At 47.8% G+C, this 16,515-nt stretch carries 16 protein-coding genes (1 of these 16 only partly in view); 2 read left to right on the top strand and 14 right to left on the bottom strand.

The features are described 5' to 3' along the window. Positions 1-10: 10 nt before the first annotated feature. From sfsA to QVO97_RS08925, 6 genes are all read right to left on the bottom strand, one after another. Positions 11-685 (bottom strand): DNA/RNA nuclease SfsA, encoded by a 675-nt coding sequence (gene sfsA, locus QVO97_RS08950; RefSeq protein ID WP_022359992.1) that lies wholly within the window; start codon positions 683-685, stop codon positions 11-13. 236 nt (positions 686-921) lie between these two features. Next, complete coding sequence (locus QVO97_RS08945; protein ID WP_022359991.1) at positions 922-1,875, bottom strand: L-lactate dehydrogenase; 954 nt, start codon at positions 1,873-1,875, stop codon at positions 922-924. Between the two features lie 477 nt (positions 1,876-2,352). Further along, the gene (locus QVO97_RS08940) at positions 2,353-2,997 is read right to left on the bottom strand and encodes a cysteine hydrolase family protein (protein WP_022359990.1); all 645 of its coding nucleotides are present in this window, start codon (positions 2,995-2,997) and stop codon (positions 2,353-2,355) included. A gap of 17 nt (positions 2,998-3,014) precedes the next feature. Further along, entirely contained in the window at positions 3,015-4,343 is a 1,329-nt protein-coding gene (locus QVO97_RS08935; protein WP_022359989.1) for a TRAP transporter large permease, read from the bottom strand. Continuing rightward, on the bottom strand, positions 4,340-4,873 hold the full coding sequence (locus QVO97_RS08930; RefSeq protein WP_022359988.1) for a TRAP transporter small permease: 534 nt from the start codon (positions 4,871-4,873) through the stop codon (positions 4,340-4,342). Before QVO97_RS08930 ends, QVO97_RS08935 begins: the two co-directional genes overlap by 4 nt. Before the next feature lie 140 nt (positions 4,874-5,013). Further along, on the bottom strand, positions 5,014-6,138 hold the full coding sequence (locus QVO97_RS08925; protein ID WP_022359987.1) for a C4-dicarboxylate TRAP transporter substrate-binding protein: 1,125 nt from the start codon (positions 6,136-6,138) through the stop codon (positions 5,014-5,016). 288 nt (positions 6,139-6,426) lie between these two features. Here QVO97_RS08925 and QVO97_RS08920 point away from each other — a divergent pair, with 288 nt between their 5' ends. Further along, on the top strand, positions 6,427-7,086 hold the full coding sequence (locus QVO97_RS08920; RefSeq protein ID WP_022359986.1) for a GntR family transcriptional regulator: 660 nt from the start codon (positions 6,427-6,429) through the stop codon (positions 7,084-7,086). A 104-nt stretch (positions 7,087-7,190) separates the two neighbouring features. Here the strand turns inward: QVO97_RS08920 and QVO97_RS08915 are convergent, their stop codons facing one another. From QVO97_RS08915 to QVO97_RS08905, 3 genes are read right to left on the bottom strand one after another with little or no spacing between them, the layout of a single operon-like run. After that, a complete protein-coding gene (locus tag QVO97_RS08915; protein WP_022359985.1) occupies positions 7,191-7,781 on the bottom strand; it encodes a class II aldolase/adducin family protein in 591 nt (196 codons plus the stop codon). Continuing rightward, positions 7,778-9,022 carry a Tm-1-like ATP-binding domain-containing protein gene (locus QVO97_RS08910; protein ID WP_022359984.1) on the bottom strand — a complete coding sequence of 415 codons (1,245 nt, stop codon included), beginning with the start codon at positions 9,020-9,022 and terminating at the stop codon, positions 7,778-7,780. The genes QVO97_RS08915 and QVO97_RS08910 overlap by 4 nt, the downstream gene beginning before the upstream one ends. Positions 9,023-9,066: 44 nt before the next feature. Beyond that, the gene (locus QVO97_RS08905; RefSeq protein WP_022359983.1) at positions 9,067-9,870 is read right to left on the bottom strand and encodes an N-acyl homoserine lactonase family protein; all 804 of its coding nucleotides are present in this window, start codon (positions 9,868-9,870) and stop codon (positions 9,067-9,069) included. Between the two features lie 202 nt (positions 9,871-10,072). On the opposite strand from QVO97_RS08905, the gene QVO97_RS08900 reads away from it, so the two are divergent. Beyond that, a complete protein-coding gene (locus tag QVO97_RS08900; RefSeq protein ID WP_022359982.1) occupies positions 10,073-11,224 on the top strand; it encodes a glycerate kinase family protein in 1,152 nt (383 codons plus the stop codon). A gap of 348 nt (positions 11,225-11,572) precedes the next feature. On the opposite strand, the gene QVO97_RS08895 is transcribed toward QVO97_RS08900, so the two are convergent. The 5 genes from QVO97_RS08895 to QVO97_RS08875 all read right to left on the bottom strand — a co-directional run. Continuing rightward, positions 11,573-12,508, bottom strand: a complete 936-nt coding sequence (locus QVO97_RS08895) for a hypothetical protein (RefSeq protein ID WP_022359981.1) — start codon at positions 12,506-12,508, stop codon at positions 11,573-11,575. A gap of 13 nt (positions 12,509-12,521) precedes the next feature. Then, positions 12,522-13,181, bottom strand: a complete 660-nt coding sequence (locus tag QVO97_RS08890; protein WP_022359980.1) for a hypothetical protein — start codon at positions 13,179-13,181, stop codon at positions 12,522-12,524. A gap of 110 nt (positions 13,182-13,291) precedes the next feature. Next, complete coding sequence (locus tag QVO97_RS08885; RefSeq protein WP_022359979.1) at positions 13,292-14,965, bottom strand: AAA family ATPase; 1,674 nt, start codon at positions 14,963-14,965, stop codon at positions 13,292-13,294. Between the two features lie 421 nt (positions 14,966-15,386). Then, a complete protein-coding gene (locus tag QVO97_RS08880; protein ID WP_022359978.1) occupies positions 15,387-16,001 on the bottom strand; it encodes a DUF4125 family protein in 615 nt (204 codons plus the stop codon). 108 nt (positions 16,002-16,109) lie between these two features. Next, positions 16,110-16,515 carry part of the coding region annotated (locus tag QVO97_RS08875; RefSeq protein WP_288189482.1) for a DUF4037 domain-containing protein on the bottom strand (this coding region is incomplete at its 5' end). The annotated region continues 497 nt past the right edge of the window, so 406 of the 903 annotated nt are shown.

The raw sequence follows: 16,515 nt of genomic DNA, 5'->3' as shown, positions 1-16,515 counted from the left end.
AACCTTGCCCTCAAGACTCATCTTCTCCTATGATTTCCAACCTATCCATCCCAACATGACATTTCAGGAAAAGCACCTCAACACCTGCTGCCTTTGCCTCGTGAAGTGTAGCGCCAAATTCGGGATGCGTTTCCGTATTCGGCCTGACTTCACTGATGCCTTCCATTTGAATCACAAATGCTATCAAACATTTATATCCTTGTCCGCACGCAGCTGCAAGTTCCCTTAAATGCTTAACTCCTCTTTCCGTCGGGGCATCTGGAAAATATCCAACTCCGTCTATCTCAAGGGTGCAGCCTTTGACTTCCATTAGATATTTTTGCTTTCCTTTTTCCATATAGAAATCCATCCGGCTATTTCCAAAGGTATACTCTGGTTTAATACAATCATACCCCTGTGTCATCAGCCATTCTTTTACCACTTTATTCGGTGCCTGAGAATCAATGTTAACCCATTTTTTATTCTTCTTAACTGCAATCAAATCATAGCGAGTCTTTCGATTTGGATTCTTTTCTATGCAATCTTCCAAAATCACTTCCGCCCCCGGCAGTAGTAATTCACGACAACGTCCCGTATTCTTTACATGAACCGATTCTACCGCTTCCGAGCCATCAATCTTTACCCGCGCAATAAAACGATTGGGACGTTCTATAAAAATTGCTTTCACTATCTTATCATATTTCATGTGACGTTTCCTATTATATGTACTGAAACATTCATTTTACACGATTGGATTCACTGGCAACGTCCTGGTTGCAGTTCCGGTTTCTTTCCTTATCCTGATCGTTGTCTCCTTACTGACCCAGAAAGAAAATCAGGCGACTGCCTAAAAGATGGCCTTTACTGATAGAAAAGAATTTTATAGTAAAACCGATTGGTTCAGATGGGCTGCCGTGCCAATGTACGGCAGCCCATCTGGCATCATTCTATCAGCCCTTTCGCTACCTCTTTCAGTTTCTTAGCCGACTCCACCAGCTTCTCCGCCTCTTCCTCACTCAATGCAATCGGCACATGCGTCTCCACACCCCCGATTCCCACGATCGCCGGCATACTCAGCGTGATATCTTCGATGCCGTACTCCCCGTGCATCATCGCAGACACCGGCAGAATCGAGCGCTCATTGCGGACGATACACTCGCAGATACGTTTTACCGACATCGCAATTCCGTAATACGTCGCCTGTTTTTTCGAAATAATCTCGTAAGCACTGTTTTTGACCTTCTCCGCGATCGCGTCCATCGCCGCATCGTGGTTAAAATGCCCGCGCATCTCGCAGAAATCGTTCAGCGGAATGCCCGATACATTCGTACTGCTCCACGCCGCGATCTCGCTGTCCCCGTGCTCACCGATGATAAACGAATGTACACTCCGGCTGTCAACGCCCAGGTGTTCGCCCAGCGCATATTTAAGCCGTGCCGTGTCAAGCACCGTACCCGAACCGAGCACCCGGTTCTCCGGCAGCCCGCTCAGTTTCAATGCCACATACGTCAAAATATCCACCGGGTTCGATACGATCAGCAGAATCCCGCCAAAATCGCGTTTTACAATCTCCGGGATGATACTCTGATAAATTGCCGTATTCTTCTGCACCAGGTCAAGCCGCGTCTCCCCCGGCTTCTGGTTCGCCCCCGCTGTGATAATGATGATCGCCGCGTCCGCCGCGTCGTCATACGTGCCCGCGTAGATCTTCATCTGCCCTGCAAACGGAATCCCGTGCGCGATATCCTTCGCCTCGCCGTCCGCCTTTTCCATATTCACATCTAACAGAACCAGCTCGGAAAATAACCGGCTCTGCATCAGTGTAAATGCCGTTGCTGAACCCACAAATCCGCACCCGATGACTGCCGCTTTTCTTGGATTTACCTCTCTGCTCATACGCTCATTTCTCCTTTTTTCTCCGGCTTATACTACATGTCCATGTTTCTAGCATCCGCTCTCTGCATATGGACAAGCATACCTCTAGTCTCTCCTGCCATTCATATGTATTGTGCCGCTTACAAGAAAGAGTATACATGCTTTGGGACATTTTTTCAGTTGTTTAAACAACGAAAATAGAAACTACAACACTTTCTGATCATCCGACGACAATGTGTTTACCAGCAAAGAGGCGTTTCCATCATGTATTTTTCCGTACAGTCCCGCTGCTTCGATCCTGCCGCAATCTATTTTCACTTTGCATCACAGCAGGCAGAGTTCTTCGTAACTATCTTACTTATGTAAAATTGAATAAAAACATGTAAAATCAACATTTTCATCGATAGACAAAAAAGTCCCACGAAACTGCTACTTCCGGCAATCCCGTGGGATGTTTTCGTTTTTTTATTTCAAAGCTCTGCCACGCTCACATTCTGGCTACTCCAGCGCCTCCAGAAATTCCTCATGGTTCATGACTTTTCCAATCTTCGGGAAAATCCATTTTTCACAGAAATCCTGCTCTTCCTGCGTATCGGTCGCGGTGCAGTCGTTGATGACGATGACACGGTAGCCCTTATCATACGCCGAACGCGCCGATGACTCTACACACCAGTCGGTATGGAAACCAGTAAATGCTACATACTCGATCTCATTTGCCCGCAGATAATAGTCCAGACCAGTCGAATGGAACGCGTCCAGCGTTTTCTTGCCTTCAACCACCACATCACCCGGCTGCGGAGTCAATTCTTTGATAATCTCCGGTCCCGGTGTGCCGCGCAGCCATGCGCCGGTTCCCCAGTCTGCTTCCATATCCATCTCGATTCCACGCAGACCCTCACACGCCGGACCACCCTTTTTCAGCTCTGGAAATCCCGGATCAAACGGATGGAACGGGCAGTAAAAGATTTTTGCCACCTGACCGCGCGCCTTCTCCAGTAAATCCTGAAGATTGGCGATGACATGACGCTCGGCGAGCTGCTCCTTGATGTGGGCGTACATCGTTCCGCCCTCGGACAAGAAGTCATTCTGCGGTTCAATCAAAACAATCGCAACTTTCTCTTTCGGAATCTTAATCTGTGCCATACACTTCTCCTTTCCTATTACATCGCATTCGGCAGGAATAATACAATCTGCGGAATGAAAATACAAATCAAATCGACAATAATGATCGCTGCCAAGAACCACATCGAACCGGCGAAAATCTCGTTGACTGTGATTCCCTCCATGCCATCCATTCCGTACAGGGACGATTTAACGGTAAATACGTTCATGCCAAACGGAGGCGTAATCATACCGGTTTCAATCGCAATGATCATAACCAGACCGAACCATACTAAGTCATAGCCTAAATCTGCCATAATCGGGCACATCAGAGGCGTCGTTAAAAGCAGAATCGAAGTAGAATCCAGGATACATCCCAATACCATCAGAATCAGGATAAATAATAAAACGATTCCGATCGGCGGGATGCTGAAACCTTCTACCAGATCCCGGAGTACATTGATGACACCGCACATGGACAACGTCTTGGAATATGTGGATGCCGATACCAAAAGAATCAGAACGCTGCCGGAGGTTGAACCTGCCGATAAAAGCGTCTCCCAGAACTCCTTGCGGTTGAATCGCTTCCGGAAAATCACAATCAGGAAAGCGCCGAACGCACCGACTCCGCCTGCTTCCGTCGGAGTGAAGAATCCACACCAGATACCTCCAAGGGAGATGATAATCAGAAGAACAATCGGCCACGGACGCAGCACAATTTTCCAGAAATTTTCTTTTTCATACTCAGTCAGCTCCTCTACCTCCGGAATATAATCCGGTTTGATATGTGCGACCGTCAAAATGACGATGATGAATGCGATCGTCATCAGAATACCCGGCATAACCGCCGCCACAAACAACTTGCCGATCGATACGTCCGCCTGCGAGCCGTAGACAATCATCAGAAGACTCGGAGGAATCAACATGCCTAAAATCGCAGAACCAGAAATCGTTCCCAGCGCGATCTTACGGTTATATTTCAGACGAAGCATCTGCGGAAGTGCAATTTTCGTAAAAACAGCCGCTGACGCAACCGTAACACCTGTGATAGCTGCGAAAATCGCATTGGCGATAACCGTCGCGATTCCGACGCCGCCCCGGACTTTCTTTAATAAAAGGCTGGCAGAATCATACAAATCCTGGCTGGCGCCGGATAAGTTCGCCAGAAGTCCCATCAAGACAAACAGCGGAATAACGCCGAACATATACTGCCGGACCGCGCCCCATGCCGACTGGCTTAGCACGTTCATCGCTGTTGAAAAACGTCCCGTGAAAAGGAATACGCTAAGCACACTGGTAAACATCAGGGATGTGCTCAGATGAACACCAAAGAAAATCAGCGCCAGCAAAAGAATCAATGAAAGTGCTGCTACTGCTCCTGTACTCATTCTGCCTTCCCCCCTTCTGCAAAGCTCTTTCCTGTGACTAATTCATACGTATACTTTATAATCTGGTTGATAAATTCCAAAATCATCAGCACAGAACCGAATATAATGGAAAAACGCCCCGGAACCGTTGTGATACGGACCGATCCGGCTATCTCCGCTTCATGAATCGAAATTGCATTTAACAGATTTCCCCAGCTTGCCCGGATAATAAATGCATACACCAAAACGCCAATCAGCGCTGCCACAATATCGATCACATGTTTTCCCTTTACACCGACCTTATCATACAGCATAGTTGTCCGGACATGGGCTCCCTTAACTGCTACATACGGAATCTCCAGAAAACATACGATAATAATAATGCTGCTGACAATTTCCGCCGTTCCCGCGAACGGTTTATTTAATATCAATCGGCTTAGAACGTCCGCTGTAATCAGAAGCATGATTCCAAATACAGAGATCGCTGCAATTCCATCCATAATACTCAAAAAACGTTCCAGACACCGATCTAATTTTCTAAGGACTGACATATCATCCCACCTTTTCTCTCTTCTGTCTGTTCCTTCTCTGTCTTTCTGAACACGTCGGGACATACCCTCGCTGTATGTCCCGATGCACTCTTCACACGGCTCACACTCTCCTCTGCGACAAGCCGCTCCCTTCAGTTTTCTTACTCGCTGATCTTCCAGTCGCGTACTCTCTCTACGCCCTTGGATTCCAGAATCTCATAGTAATCTTCCACGATCTCGGAACCATTGTATCCAGCGTCGTCAAGGCTCTTTACCAGACCATTGACAACATCTGGAAGACTTGCAGCCCATTTTTCCTGCTCCTCACGGCTCAGAGTTGTAACAGTACAGCCCTGCTCTTCCAGTGCCTTGATATCTTCTTCGTGAATCGTATTGATATACTCGGACTCATAGTCCAGATAGCCCTCGCCAACCTCGGAAATGATATTCTGTACATCCTCCGGCAGGTCGTTCCAGGTATCCATATTGACAGTAATTGCATTGAACGGAACTACGTTGAAGTTTGCATCCAGATAATACGGCGCCACCTCATATACCTTTAAGTTGACACAGGAATGGGTCGGCTGAATTGTCGCCTGGCATACATTCGTCTGTAAGTTCTGATAGGTATCATTTAAGGAAGTCTGGACACCGACTGCACCAGAGCCCTCGATCCAGGAGAGGTTAATGCCTGCCGCGCCGATCTTCATTCCGTTTACATCTTCCAGAGATTTAACTTCTTTCGTGCTAAAGAATCCATATGGATCCGATACGCCAATTCCGACGAACTTCTGGTTGTAGCTGTCTTCATAAATCGAAGTGAACTCCGGATATTTCTCATACATCTGTTTGATCGTCTCTGCCACAATCAGCGGATCGGAGCAGGAGAACGGCATACTGTAAACCATATCCTGTAACGGAAGTCTGGATGCCTCAAACACCAGAATCGTACATCCGATATCGACCAGACCATCCTGCACGCCCTGCAGCTCATTTCCTAGGGAGATAACAGAACCGCCGTAGGATTTAACCCAGTCGATCTCGTAATTTGTCTCTTCACTGACTCTCTCCGATACATTTTTTACAAAATAATCTTCCAGCGCTGTGATCCATGGATTGGATTCCGAATGTCCGGAGCCAATTCGAAGTGTAATCTTTTCTTTTCCGCTGGTTGCCTCTGCCTGTTTTTTTTCGCCGCCTGTTGTACTGTCTGTTTTCGCGGATGAACTTCCACCGCATCCTGTCATTGCCGTCATTGCCATTATCGCTGCTAAACCTAATGCCACAAATCTTCTTCTCCTCATGTTCCTTCTTCCTTTCTTTTTCTCTTTTTCACGTTCTGCGTTTCTTTTTTGTTTCACTTTTCCGTTGGACACCGGATATTGGATACAATTTGATACTATTACTCTAACACCACCTGTCTGTTTTGTCAATAAACTTTCTGATATAAACGTCATTCTGTACAGTTTAAACAATATTTTAGTTTCAGATTGGATACATTATCCAATTTCATTGCTATTCCTTTTCTTTTCGGTTATAATAACCATAAAGAAATGTAAAAGGAGCCATGGTTTATGGATCAGACACAACCAATTATTCAATATACAACCGTTTCCGACTCAGTCTATCTCTGGGTCAAAAATGCAATTATTCAAGGTGAGTTTAAGCCAGGCGAACATATCGCCCAGGAACGCCTCACCAAAACACTTGGCGTCAGCCGCACCCCGGTCCGCGACGCAATCAAACGTCTGGAAGCAGAGGGACTTTTGATCACGAAACCGCACTGTGGGGCAGTCGTGTTCCAGCTCTCCAAGGAACGTCTGACGGAAATCTACGACATCCGTATCCTGATGGAGCAGTACTGCGCCGCCAGAACCTGTATCAGGGCAAGTGATGACGATATCCGCCAATTGGAAGAGATTAGTTTAAAAATGCTCGATTTTTCCAATAATTCGAAGGAATTTATGCAGCTGGACCGCCAGTTTCACACCCAGATCTGTGAGCTCTCCGGCTGCGACGACACCGTTGAGATCCTGCAGGGACTTTGGAATAAATGTGATTCCTTCAAATCCATCTACTACTCTCTGGAGGGACGCATCAACGATACTCTGTCCGAGCATGCAAAGATCATCCAGGGACTGAAAAATCGCGATATCGACGCCACCAAACAGGCAATCTACGGTCATCTGAAGGATGTTGTCGAATGTGTTGGACGCCAAGCCAATTTTTCTTAAAGACAAAACACCTACCAAGCATCGACAGCCGTATAATTACAAAAGGCGATGAGCGCAGTTCCTGTCTCTCTGCGTTCACCGCCTATTACTTTTTTCTGCTTTTCTTATCTCCCCGCCAGCAGCGAAATCTGCGCCGTCTCCTCGACAAGTTCCGCCAGATAAGCTGCCCCGCGCATCGTCCCTGCCACCGTCACCTGACCGTGACCGCGCAGAAGGAACGCATTCATCTCCTTATTTTTCCGGAACTCTTCCAGAATCATCGGGAAATATTCCTTCGGAACGGCATACGAATGGGTGTCAAACACCGGCACATTTCCGCCCAGCTTCATTTCCGAATGATGCGTCGAAAAATCAAGCGCTTCATGCTTATCCGCCCACGCAGTCGCATATGGGGAATGGCAGTGCATGATCGCGCACACCTCCGGAATCTCCCGGTAGATCGCACCGTGCAAAAGAGCTTCTTTGGATGGTTTCCGATTTCCCTCAATCAAGTTTCCGTCAAAATCCGTCACAACAATTGTGTCCGCGCACACCTCGTCAAACGCCACATCCGTCGCCTTCACAAGCATCCAGTCATGCCCTGGCACACGCATACTCAGATTTCCGCCGTTGCTCATCTGATAGCGGAGCTGATAAAATTTGTGCGCCGCCTGTTCCATCGCATCGCTCAGCTCTTTGTATTCCTGATATTTCATGCGCTCTCCTTTCTGCTGCCCTCTGATGCATCCAGCAGCGCTTCCATCTCCTGTGCACAGATATCCGCAAATTCAGGATCACAGAAATTCAGATCATACGCTTTAAACACAATCTCCGGCTTCAGATCCGCCTCGAAAATCTGACGCATCTTCTGCATTGTCTCCGGTTTATAGAAAAATTCACCCGGATAACTCATTGTCCGCAGTCCTCCCATCGGAAGAATGACCTCCGTTTTTCCCTTGGAACGATTCAATCGTTCCACGATCGTGTGTGTAATATCCAGAATTTCACTCTCATACAGGCGCGTATGTGTTAAATCCTGATTATGCCATACGTACCCCCGCTCTTCCTCATCTTTTAAAAGTTCCTCTTTCCTCAGACATGCAAAATCAATGCCGCCCGGGCAGATCAGCGCCGGGATTCCCATCTCCGCCGCCGCACACAGGCGGTTATCCGCGCCCTTGCTGTATCCGTAATCGCCCAGATATTCCGCCGTCATCTCATGCAGGGAGAGATCCATAACGGCCGAAATAACGCCCTCGCGGATCATCGACTCCATCACCCGGCCACCGATTCCAGTCGAATGGAAGCTGATCATCTTCCTGCCGAGCGCCGTCAGCTCGTCGGACGCCCGCATTACAGTATCATTTGTGATCCCCATAAGCGTTGTCGCGATATATTTTTCCCCATGTGTATCGATCCGTTTTCCCCCATATGTCACCATGCCAATCAGGGCGCTGACTGTATTTCCCAACACAGCCTCATTAACGGGGTTCATACCGGCAAAATCAACGATCGACGGAACCACCATGATATCTTTGTCGCCCACAACCGTGTCAAAATACCGGTATCCGCTGGCGATCGTGGAACAGATAATCTTCGGAAATCCGATCGGAAGCAGGCGCAGCGCCGCAGAACACATGACCGTATTCTGCAGTCCGCCCATTCCCATCACGCCGTCAATCTTTTTCTCCTCGACGAGTTTTAACAGCATCTTGGAAATACTCTCCGTCATCGCTGCGATCGCGCCGCTCTTGTCCATCGCGTGCACCTGCTCCCAGGTATAACCACCCACTGCCAGAATCTCCTCCCGGCTGACATCTGCGCGCATCGGAATATGCGGTCCCGTGCTGACATCGAGTATTAGCGGACTGTTTCCGCTCATTTTTATTTTTTTCTGTACAAACTGTACTTCATGATATTTCGTGTCACAGCTTGCAATTACCCCAACCACTGCCATTTTCTCGAAGTCTCACGAACTTCTTCTTTCACCTGCCTTTCGTCTTAAAGACCAAGGATCGGTGTTTTCGAAACCCGATCTAACATCTCGCGGTCATGGCAGGTCAGAATCTTATCCAGACTCTCTGCCCGGGCTTTGATAAGCTCGATGCTCTTCCAGGCGGAGACAATATCTGAAAACCGGTTCGGAGGCGTAATATCATAATGAATCTCTTCGATCGGTTTCGTATTATCCATAATGAAAATTGCATCACCGCAGCAAATATATCTGCCCGCTGCCGTGTCGATCTCAACCGACTGATGTCCGATGGAATGTCCCGGCGTCTCAAATACGCGCACGCCCGGCATGATCTCTGCCTCGCCTTCTAGCAGTTCCATCTTGATTCCCTCAAATGGGCGGGTAATGCCAAGCTGCGGCGCCTCGTATGATTTGTAATAGAGCGGGATTGGATCCATCGCAAATTCGTATTCCTTCTTGTTTACATAAAATTTCGCATTCGTGAATTTTTCCATATAGAAGCAATGATCCCAGTGCAGATGGGTAAACACTACAATATCAATATCCTCCGGTTTATATCCGATCTTTGCAAGTTGATCCGCGATCGCCATGCCCTCCGGCTGGTATGATCCATGATGGTGGTATTTATCGGCGCGCTCTGTGTATGCCATGCCCGTATCCACAAGCAGCAGTTTGTCTCCGCCCTCTACCAGATACGTAAAAACTGGGTATTCTTCCTCCCGATCGGAAGCATCGGGATAATATGCCACCGTAGAATGGTGGTAAAGATACTGTTTCGGAATCATCGTCACGAAACCAGTGTTGATTGGTCTGATTGTTAAGTTACTCATATCGGTACCTCCTGTCGCTCGTCTGGCTATCTCAAACATGAGATAAATGCCAAATTTGTTTCTTAAAATGGAGCATCCAATATTGTATCCAGTGTCCAATAGTATTATAATAAAAAGAAGCATAGCTGTCAAGAAAAGTTTCAATTTCCATCTGAAAGTAACAATGAATCGGATCCAAAATATCAAAAAGGAGGACCTTCATATGAAAATTACGGTTGCAATCGATTCCCTGAAAGGAAGTCTGACCTCGATGGAAGCCGGAAACGCCGCCAAAGACGGCATTCTCCGCGTCTATCCCGAGGCAGAAGTCTTCGTGCGCCCTCTGGCAGATGGCGGCGAGGGAACCGTGGATGCCCTGACGGAAGGACTGGGCGGCAGGATCCGCACCATTTCCGTCTCCGATCCGCTCGGACGCCCCCTTCAAGCCGACTACGGGATTCTCACCTCACCGGGACAGGGCGAACCGCTTGCGGTGATCGAGATGGCTGCTGCCTCCGGACTTCCGCTCCTGGCTGCTACGGAACGCAATCCACTCCGCACTACCACCTACGGCGTCGGAGAACTGATCCTTGACGCCATCCGCCAAGGCTGCCGGCGTTTCCTGATCGGCATCGGCGGCAGCGCCACCAACGACGGCGGACTCGGCATGCTCTCCGCGCTGGGATATCAATTTCTCAAAGAAGACGGAACGCCCGTCTCCCCGGGTGCCGCCGGACTGTCAGAGCTTTCTTCCATCCGTACCGGCTCCGTTCTTCCCGAACTGCCCGCGTGCAGCTTCCGGATCGCCTGTGATGTCACCAATCCGCTCTGCGGTCCAAATGGCTGCAGTGCCGTCTATGGTCCGCAAAAAGGCGCTTCCAGGGAGGATATCGTAAACATGGATCGCTGGATGCAGGCATACGCCGTCCTCACCGCCCGGCAATTTCCACACGCCGATCCAACGGTTCCCGGCACGGGTGCCGCCGGAGGTCTCGGATTTGCCTTTTTAAGCTATATGAACGCCGTCCTGGAACCGGGCGCCTCGATCGTGCTGGAAGAAACTTCTCTGGAATCGTTCATCCGGGACAGCGATATCGTCATCACCGGTGAGGGTCGTCTCGACGGACAGACTGCTATGGGAAAAGCCCCCATCGCCGTCGCCAGACTGGCTAAAAAATACGGCAAGCCCGTCTTCGCCTTCTCCGGCTGCGTCACCCCAGATGCCATCCAGTGTAACGATGCCGGAATCGACGCCTTTTTCCCAATTCTCCGCTCCATCTGTTCGCTGGAAGAAGCAATGGAACCGGCATCCGCCCGGAAGAATCTGAGCGATACGGTGGAACAGGTGATGCGGGTGGTTCGGCGGTTTTCGTAAAAATTGGAAACAAAGAATGTGCTGATAATCGAGTAGGAGAGAGTGATTAGCTCCCGTCCTCTCACACCACTTATCCCGACTTTATGATTATCCGGAATTCTGGCAGAATACTCCGTTTTTCTGTGAAAATATATCAAAAAAGTCGGGATAATCTTTTACATCAAACCATAAAGCTTCTTAAGTGTTTCTTCTGTGAAATATGTAAATTTATTTTCCATTTATTATATGTTGTGTAAATCGTGTTTTTGGTGAAATTCATACGTACCTTTCTTTATCTCGTGAAAATCCGGTGTTTTTCTATCAGCATAAAAAAGCAGCAGGATTTTCTCCTGCCGCTTTAAAATCTATTTATTTTTTCGTGTGCTTATAAGAGTTTTCTGCATCCCATACCGCGCAAACGCCGAAATCATTATGGCTTAAAATGTTGGATCCGATGCCACCCTGTTCTCTATCCATTCCAGTAACATGGTTATATACGAGTTTTCCAAACGGATATGCTGTCATTGACCAACAATGACCGATGCCGATTTCCCAATCGTTATATTTACTTAAATCCACATGATTTTTATCCGGAACATCGATGCTGCTTGCAATGTATATGCATTCTTCACAGTGCGTTACTTCACGGCCGTCAATTTCGAGTACGCCCCGCTTATTTACATAATATCCATCCGGGGTCACGGTATCTGCAAGAAGATAGCCTTCATCATTCAGCGCAATCGCCTCTACATCTGTGTTATCATAGCCTAAAAAGTACCAACCACCATGCACACGGGTCCAACGAGCGCCAACGGCATCAATCATGTAAATGTTAGTGACACCATTGTTCCACTCCGGTTTTGAAGTGTCAATTAATTCTCCGATCAGTCTATTCCTTACTTCTGCGCTTCTTCCCCGATACAGATAATTAATGATCTCCTTTGACGATGGTCTATTGGTATTTGCTGTACCGGCAGCCTGTGCTGCCGCAGCACCTATGGTCTGTACGACACCATTTATGGTCCACTGACCATCGGCATTTACATCATATCCATCCGGAGTCTTCCCATTTGTCACGATGTATCCGTTCGGAGTGAAATAGTAGCACTCTGAAAATCCATCCTTGTTTCCATCAATCCACTTCCAGCCATCGTGATACCAGGTTGTTCCTGCGGCATTTGTTCCGTACCACCATCCTGTTTCATTCTTTTGCCATCCGACCGGGTTATCCGCAAACACCGGAACAACCATGATGAGTGATAATGTAAGCGCAGATAATGCGATTAACTTCTTTCGCAACTTCATCGATTTCTCCTTTTTACTGCTTCTTTACGTTCTCATAGCCATTCTCAGTCTCTACGACCATTACACCAGGTGCTGAGAAATAAATATATGAATCACCACTGATGGCGGTTTTATTCGAACTTGTGCATTCAAACACGGTGTAGCCCATCTCATTCACACCTGCATAATGGTACGTATCCGTGACTCCGCCAAATCCCGGAAGCCACTCGGTATCTGTCAGCGTCTTGGTTGCCGGGTCATACACGATCTTCATGGAAAACGAGTAAGTGCCAATATTGTATGCATAGGTTCCACTATAGACATCGGTTGCCGGAGCCTGTGAATTTGTGACCGTGTCGTTTGACGTATTTTCCGTCACGGGTTCTGTGCTTACGTTCTTCGTCTTTACTGCTCCTCCTTCCGTCCATGCCCCATCACCGTTTACTACATATCCATCCGGGGTCGTGGTATTTGAAAGCATATAGCCGCTGCCATCAAAGTAATAGCATTCTGCAATGCCATCCTTATTGCCATCGATCCACTGCCACTGTGACTTCGGGTAAGCGCCATTATCCTCCTGCCACCACCAGCCTTTTGAATTCTGCTGCCACTGACCAGCGAGTGCAGTCGTTGCTGTGCCCATCATCATGGCTACAATCATTGCAGATGCGATTAGTTTCTTTCTTATCTTCATATTCATCTCTCCTTTTTTGAGTATTTTGTTTTTCTTATAATCTTATTATCTCACAAACGGATATTGGTTTAAAGGGTGATCTGTTTTTCAGATACGTATTTTTAAAGAAATTAACCTTTTTCCTTTACCATGCAGCGTTTCTTGAAAAACGAGATACCGTAGCAGAAAATCTGATCGTAGTCATCCTCATATTCCTTTGCATACATCCGATCATCGATCTGCTGCAAAGCCGTATCGCAATCCTTCTCCAGGTTTCCCAGGGTCTTTGTGTACTTCGCTTCGAAGATCGCAACGCGCGCATTGATGGGATCATAAACGACCACATCGCTTCGCCCTTCTCCATGCTCCTTATTGGAGTCCACCATATATCCAGCGCCTGTAAAAATGCCCGCGAGAAATGCGTGGTAGAAGTCCTCCCGATAGTCATGATAACTGATGGTGCGCCGGAGCAGGGCATTCATCTCCCTGTTAATACCTTCACTGTCACCACTAAAGACGGCATCAAACAGCGCATTTCGATTCCACTTCTTCGCGCTGTCATCAAACCATTTGATGACCGTTGTTTCGAAAATCTCGTTAATTTCTGCATTCGGAATCATGAGGGCTACCATACCGTCTGGAACTTCACCCATATAATCCTCTTCCCGCGCCCGTGTTAAGTATCCCGTCAGATACAATGTACTCCAGAGGTTATCTTCTGATGAATGGAGATAATCATAGGTCAGGTTTTCATCCACACGCTGGACGATGCAGCCGCCCGCCATCAGTGTCTCCAGCTTCTTTGTGATCGTACTGCCCGCATAATCGATAAAGGAACGGATAATGGCATTGTCACTTGTGTTTTTCCAGTAGCTGATCGGCTTTGCCTTCGGATTATGCTGAAGCTCCAGCATATAATTCATGACATCCCACGGACAGTAGACATCAAAATCTCCGAAATGGTAGCCATCATACCATTTCTTCATGTTCTCTGCCTGTTCTGTCACGTCAGCAGCTTTCAGCAGTTCATCAACCTCGCTCTGTACGAAGCCGAAATACTCGTTGAGACGAGAATTTGTGATCGTATCCGATACGAAATTATTGGTTCCCGTAAAGATGCTCTCTTTCGCGATCTTTAAGCAGCCTGTCACGACAGCAAAACGAAGTGCCGGATTGTCTTTCAGAGCCTGCATCAATCCCTTCATAACATCGAGCATTTCATTATAGTAACCGTTGTTGTTCGCTTTCGCGACAGGAACATCGTACTCATCTATAAGAAGAATGATAGGCTTTCCATAATGCCGCTGCATCATCCTGGTAAGCAACATTAAGCTTCCTTTCATGTCCTTCATGGAAGCCTGTCCCCATTCCAGCTGTTTCGCGATCTCCTTATCACTGGTGCCGATACTGTCGCTGTCCAGCAGATAGTGATGCTCTTTATATAGTTCTGAGATAACCCATGTGAGCATGTCGTACGCTCCGGTGAAGTTAAGACCATCTACCTGTCGAAACGAAACAAAAATCGTCGGATACTGGTTCATCCACGCATCGCACAGCGCCTGGTTTTCCGAAATCTCTAGCCCTTCAAATAACGCTCTGCTGTCCTTTCGGATATCGAAAAAGCTTTCCAGCATACTCATGCCGAGCGTCTTTCCAAAGCGCCGAGGACGGGTAATCAGTGTCACTTTTGTTCCTGTTCTACTGAGCAGCTCTCTGACCAGCTCCGATTTATCGATGTAGTAATACCCGTTTTTACGAATTTCTTCAAAGTCTGAAACCCCAACAGGAATATTCATTTTTTTCATTTCTGCTGCTCCTTTCGTCTCAATACCTCACAGTTTTTCACAGATTGCACAGCACCGTTTCTTACAGAAGGCGATGCACCCGCACCTGCCTGTTGTTAACTTCTGCACAGTAATCCGCTCCGAGGAGCAAAGAGCTTTACACAGAAGCTGCATCCGCAGGCAATGGAAATCCCGCTCTGAGAAGTTTCTTTCTGAAAGAAAGAAAATCCAATGCCATCGAAAAATTCGAATGTATGGGATTGGGAAGCACCGTGCCGACGTAAGTCGTCCGGTGAGGCATCACAATCCAGAAGCAGTTTCCGTGCTTCTTATATGGGCACTTTGTTGCCTTATCGTAAATGCAACGGTTGTATATAGCTATTATACATTCACTTTTTCGAAATCATTGCCATAAATTTTCAAATATGCATCCTTCTAATTTTTATTTAGAGAGCGCCTTCTCCGCCGCATCCAGCCCCTCATATTCATATGCCTTCACTTCCGCCTCCATCGTCATAAGTGCCAGACTCTTTCCTTCCTTTTTCAGTTCATTGATAAACTGCCAGTACGTATGCAGAGTGCTGTCCGAGTAAGTCCGCAGTTCTCCAAGCAGGTACGTCTGGAAGGAAGTATCATACGGCGTATCTTCAGAACTGTAGAGAAGCCGGTTTCCAGACGCCAGCACCGGATATTTCGCCTGGTACTCTTCCATCCAGGCAAGCTGCTGTTTCACGATCGCATCACTCCACTGTTCGCCCGCCAGCGTCGGATCAATCAGAAAATGATGCAGTTTCTTAAACTGCTCTGGTGCGGTGCTCGCCATCATCCACGCATATTTCTCCATTACCAGATTGCGCCCCTGCTCATGGGCGCGGTCCATATCCGCCTGCACGCAGTCGATGAGTTCCTCTGTCCACGGTGCAAAATGGCTTCGTCGCATGATAAAAAATGTCTCCGGATCGTCCTGACAAGAAGCACGTCCGCCCTCGTTATTGACTTTCTGAAAATCTTCCCACTCCATCTGAATCAGTTTCTCTATTTTCTCCTGTTTCGTCATACGCTGTCCTCCCTTTTGCTTGCCAGATCCCTTCCAAATCAATTTCCTGCATCTTTTCTTTCAGTTACAGTCCATGCGCGTTCCCATTTTGATGTGTCTATCCGCGGCTTATCCTTCCATCACATGACATTTTTTCAGCTCCGGATCCTGAATCCGTTTCATGATCTCCCACGTATGCGCTTCCAGAAATGCATCCCGGCTATCAGTCAGTCCCTGTTTTCGCAGTTCCCCAACTACCGCCTGACAGATTTCCTCGATCCGACCCACACGCGGATCTAACTGGTTTACATAAGGATTCCATCCCGGGGGAAACGGCGGCTTCCACATCTCGCTCGTATCTCCCATCACCGAAAGCTCCCGGATTTTTTCCGCCACCTCCGGCAGAATCTGAAAGTTTTCCATTCCCCGGAACATCCACTTATAGTAAGGCATATACGTCCGGTTTAGTAAATAGACCATCGAAATCGCCTGCCGCACAAATTCATCGAGCGCCAGCATCGCCGCAACCGTATCG

The sequence above is a fragment of the Clostridium sp. CAG:43 genome, from assembly GCF_000434655.1.
Lineage (GTDB): Bacteria > Bacillota > Clostridia > Lachnospirales > Lachnospiraceae > Otoolea > Otoolea fessa.
This window is presented reverse-complemented; position numbering and strand designations above follow the sequence as displayed.

Coding starts and splice junctions, on each gene's coding strand:
- sfsA (WP_022359992.1), bottom strand. CDS start 685: ATGAAATATGATAAGATAGTGAAAGCAATTTTTATAGAACGTCCCAAT.
- QVO97_RS08945 (WP_022359991.1), bottom strand. CDS start 1,875: ATGAGCAGAGAGGTAAATCCAAGAAAAGCGGCAGTCATCGGGTGCGGA.
- QVO97_RS08940 (WP_022359990.1), bottom strand. CDS start 2,997: ATGGCACAGATTAAGATTCCGAAAGAGAAAGTTGCGATTGTTTTGATT.
- QVO97_RS08935 (WP_022359989.1), bottom strand. CDS start 4,343: ATGAGTACAGGAGCAGTAGCAGCACTTTCATTGATTCTTTTGCTGGCG.
- QVO97_RS08930 (WP_022359988.1), bottom strand. CDS start 4,873: ATGTCAGTCCTTAGAAAATTAGATCGGTGTCTGGAACGTTTTTTGAGT.
- QVO97_RS08920 (WP_022359986.1), top strand. CDS start 6,427: ATGGATCAGACACAACCAATTATTCAATATACAACCGTTTCCGACTCA.
- QVO97_RS08915 (WP_022359985.1), bottom strand. CDS start 7,781: ATGAAATATCAGGAATACAAAGAGCTGAGCGATGCGATGGAACAGGCG.
- QVO97_RS08910 (WP_022359984.1), bottom strand. CDS start 9,022: ATGGCAGTGGTTGGGGTAATTGCAAGCTGTGACACGAAATATCATGAA.
- QVO97_RS08905 (WP_022359983.1), bottom strand. CDS start 9,870: ATGAGTAACTTAACAATCAGACCAATCAACACTGGTTTCGTGACGATG.
- QVO97_RS08900 (WP_022359982.1), top strand. CDS start 10,073: ATGAAAATTACGGTTGCAATCGATTCCCTGAAAGGAAGTCTGACCTCG.
- QVO97_RS08895 (WP_022359981.1), bottom strand. CDS start 12,508: ATGAAGTTGCGAAAGAAGTTAATCGCATTATCTGCGCTTACATTATCA.
- QVO97_RS08890 (WP_022359980.1), bottom strand. CDS start 13,181: ATGAAGATAAGAAAGAAACTAATCGCATCTGCAATGATTGTAGCCATG.
- QVO97_RS08885 (WP_022359979.1), bottom strand. CDS start 14,965: ATGAAAAAAATGAATATTCCTGTTGGGGTTTCAGACTTTGAAGAAATT.
- QVO97_RS08880 (WP_022359978.1), bottom strand. CDS start 16,001: ATGACGAAACAGGAGAAAATAGAGAAACTGATTCAGATGGAGTGGGAA.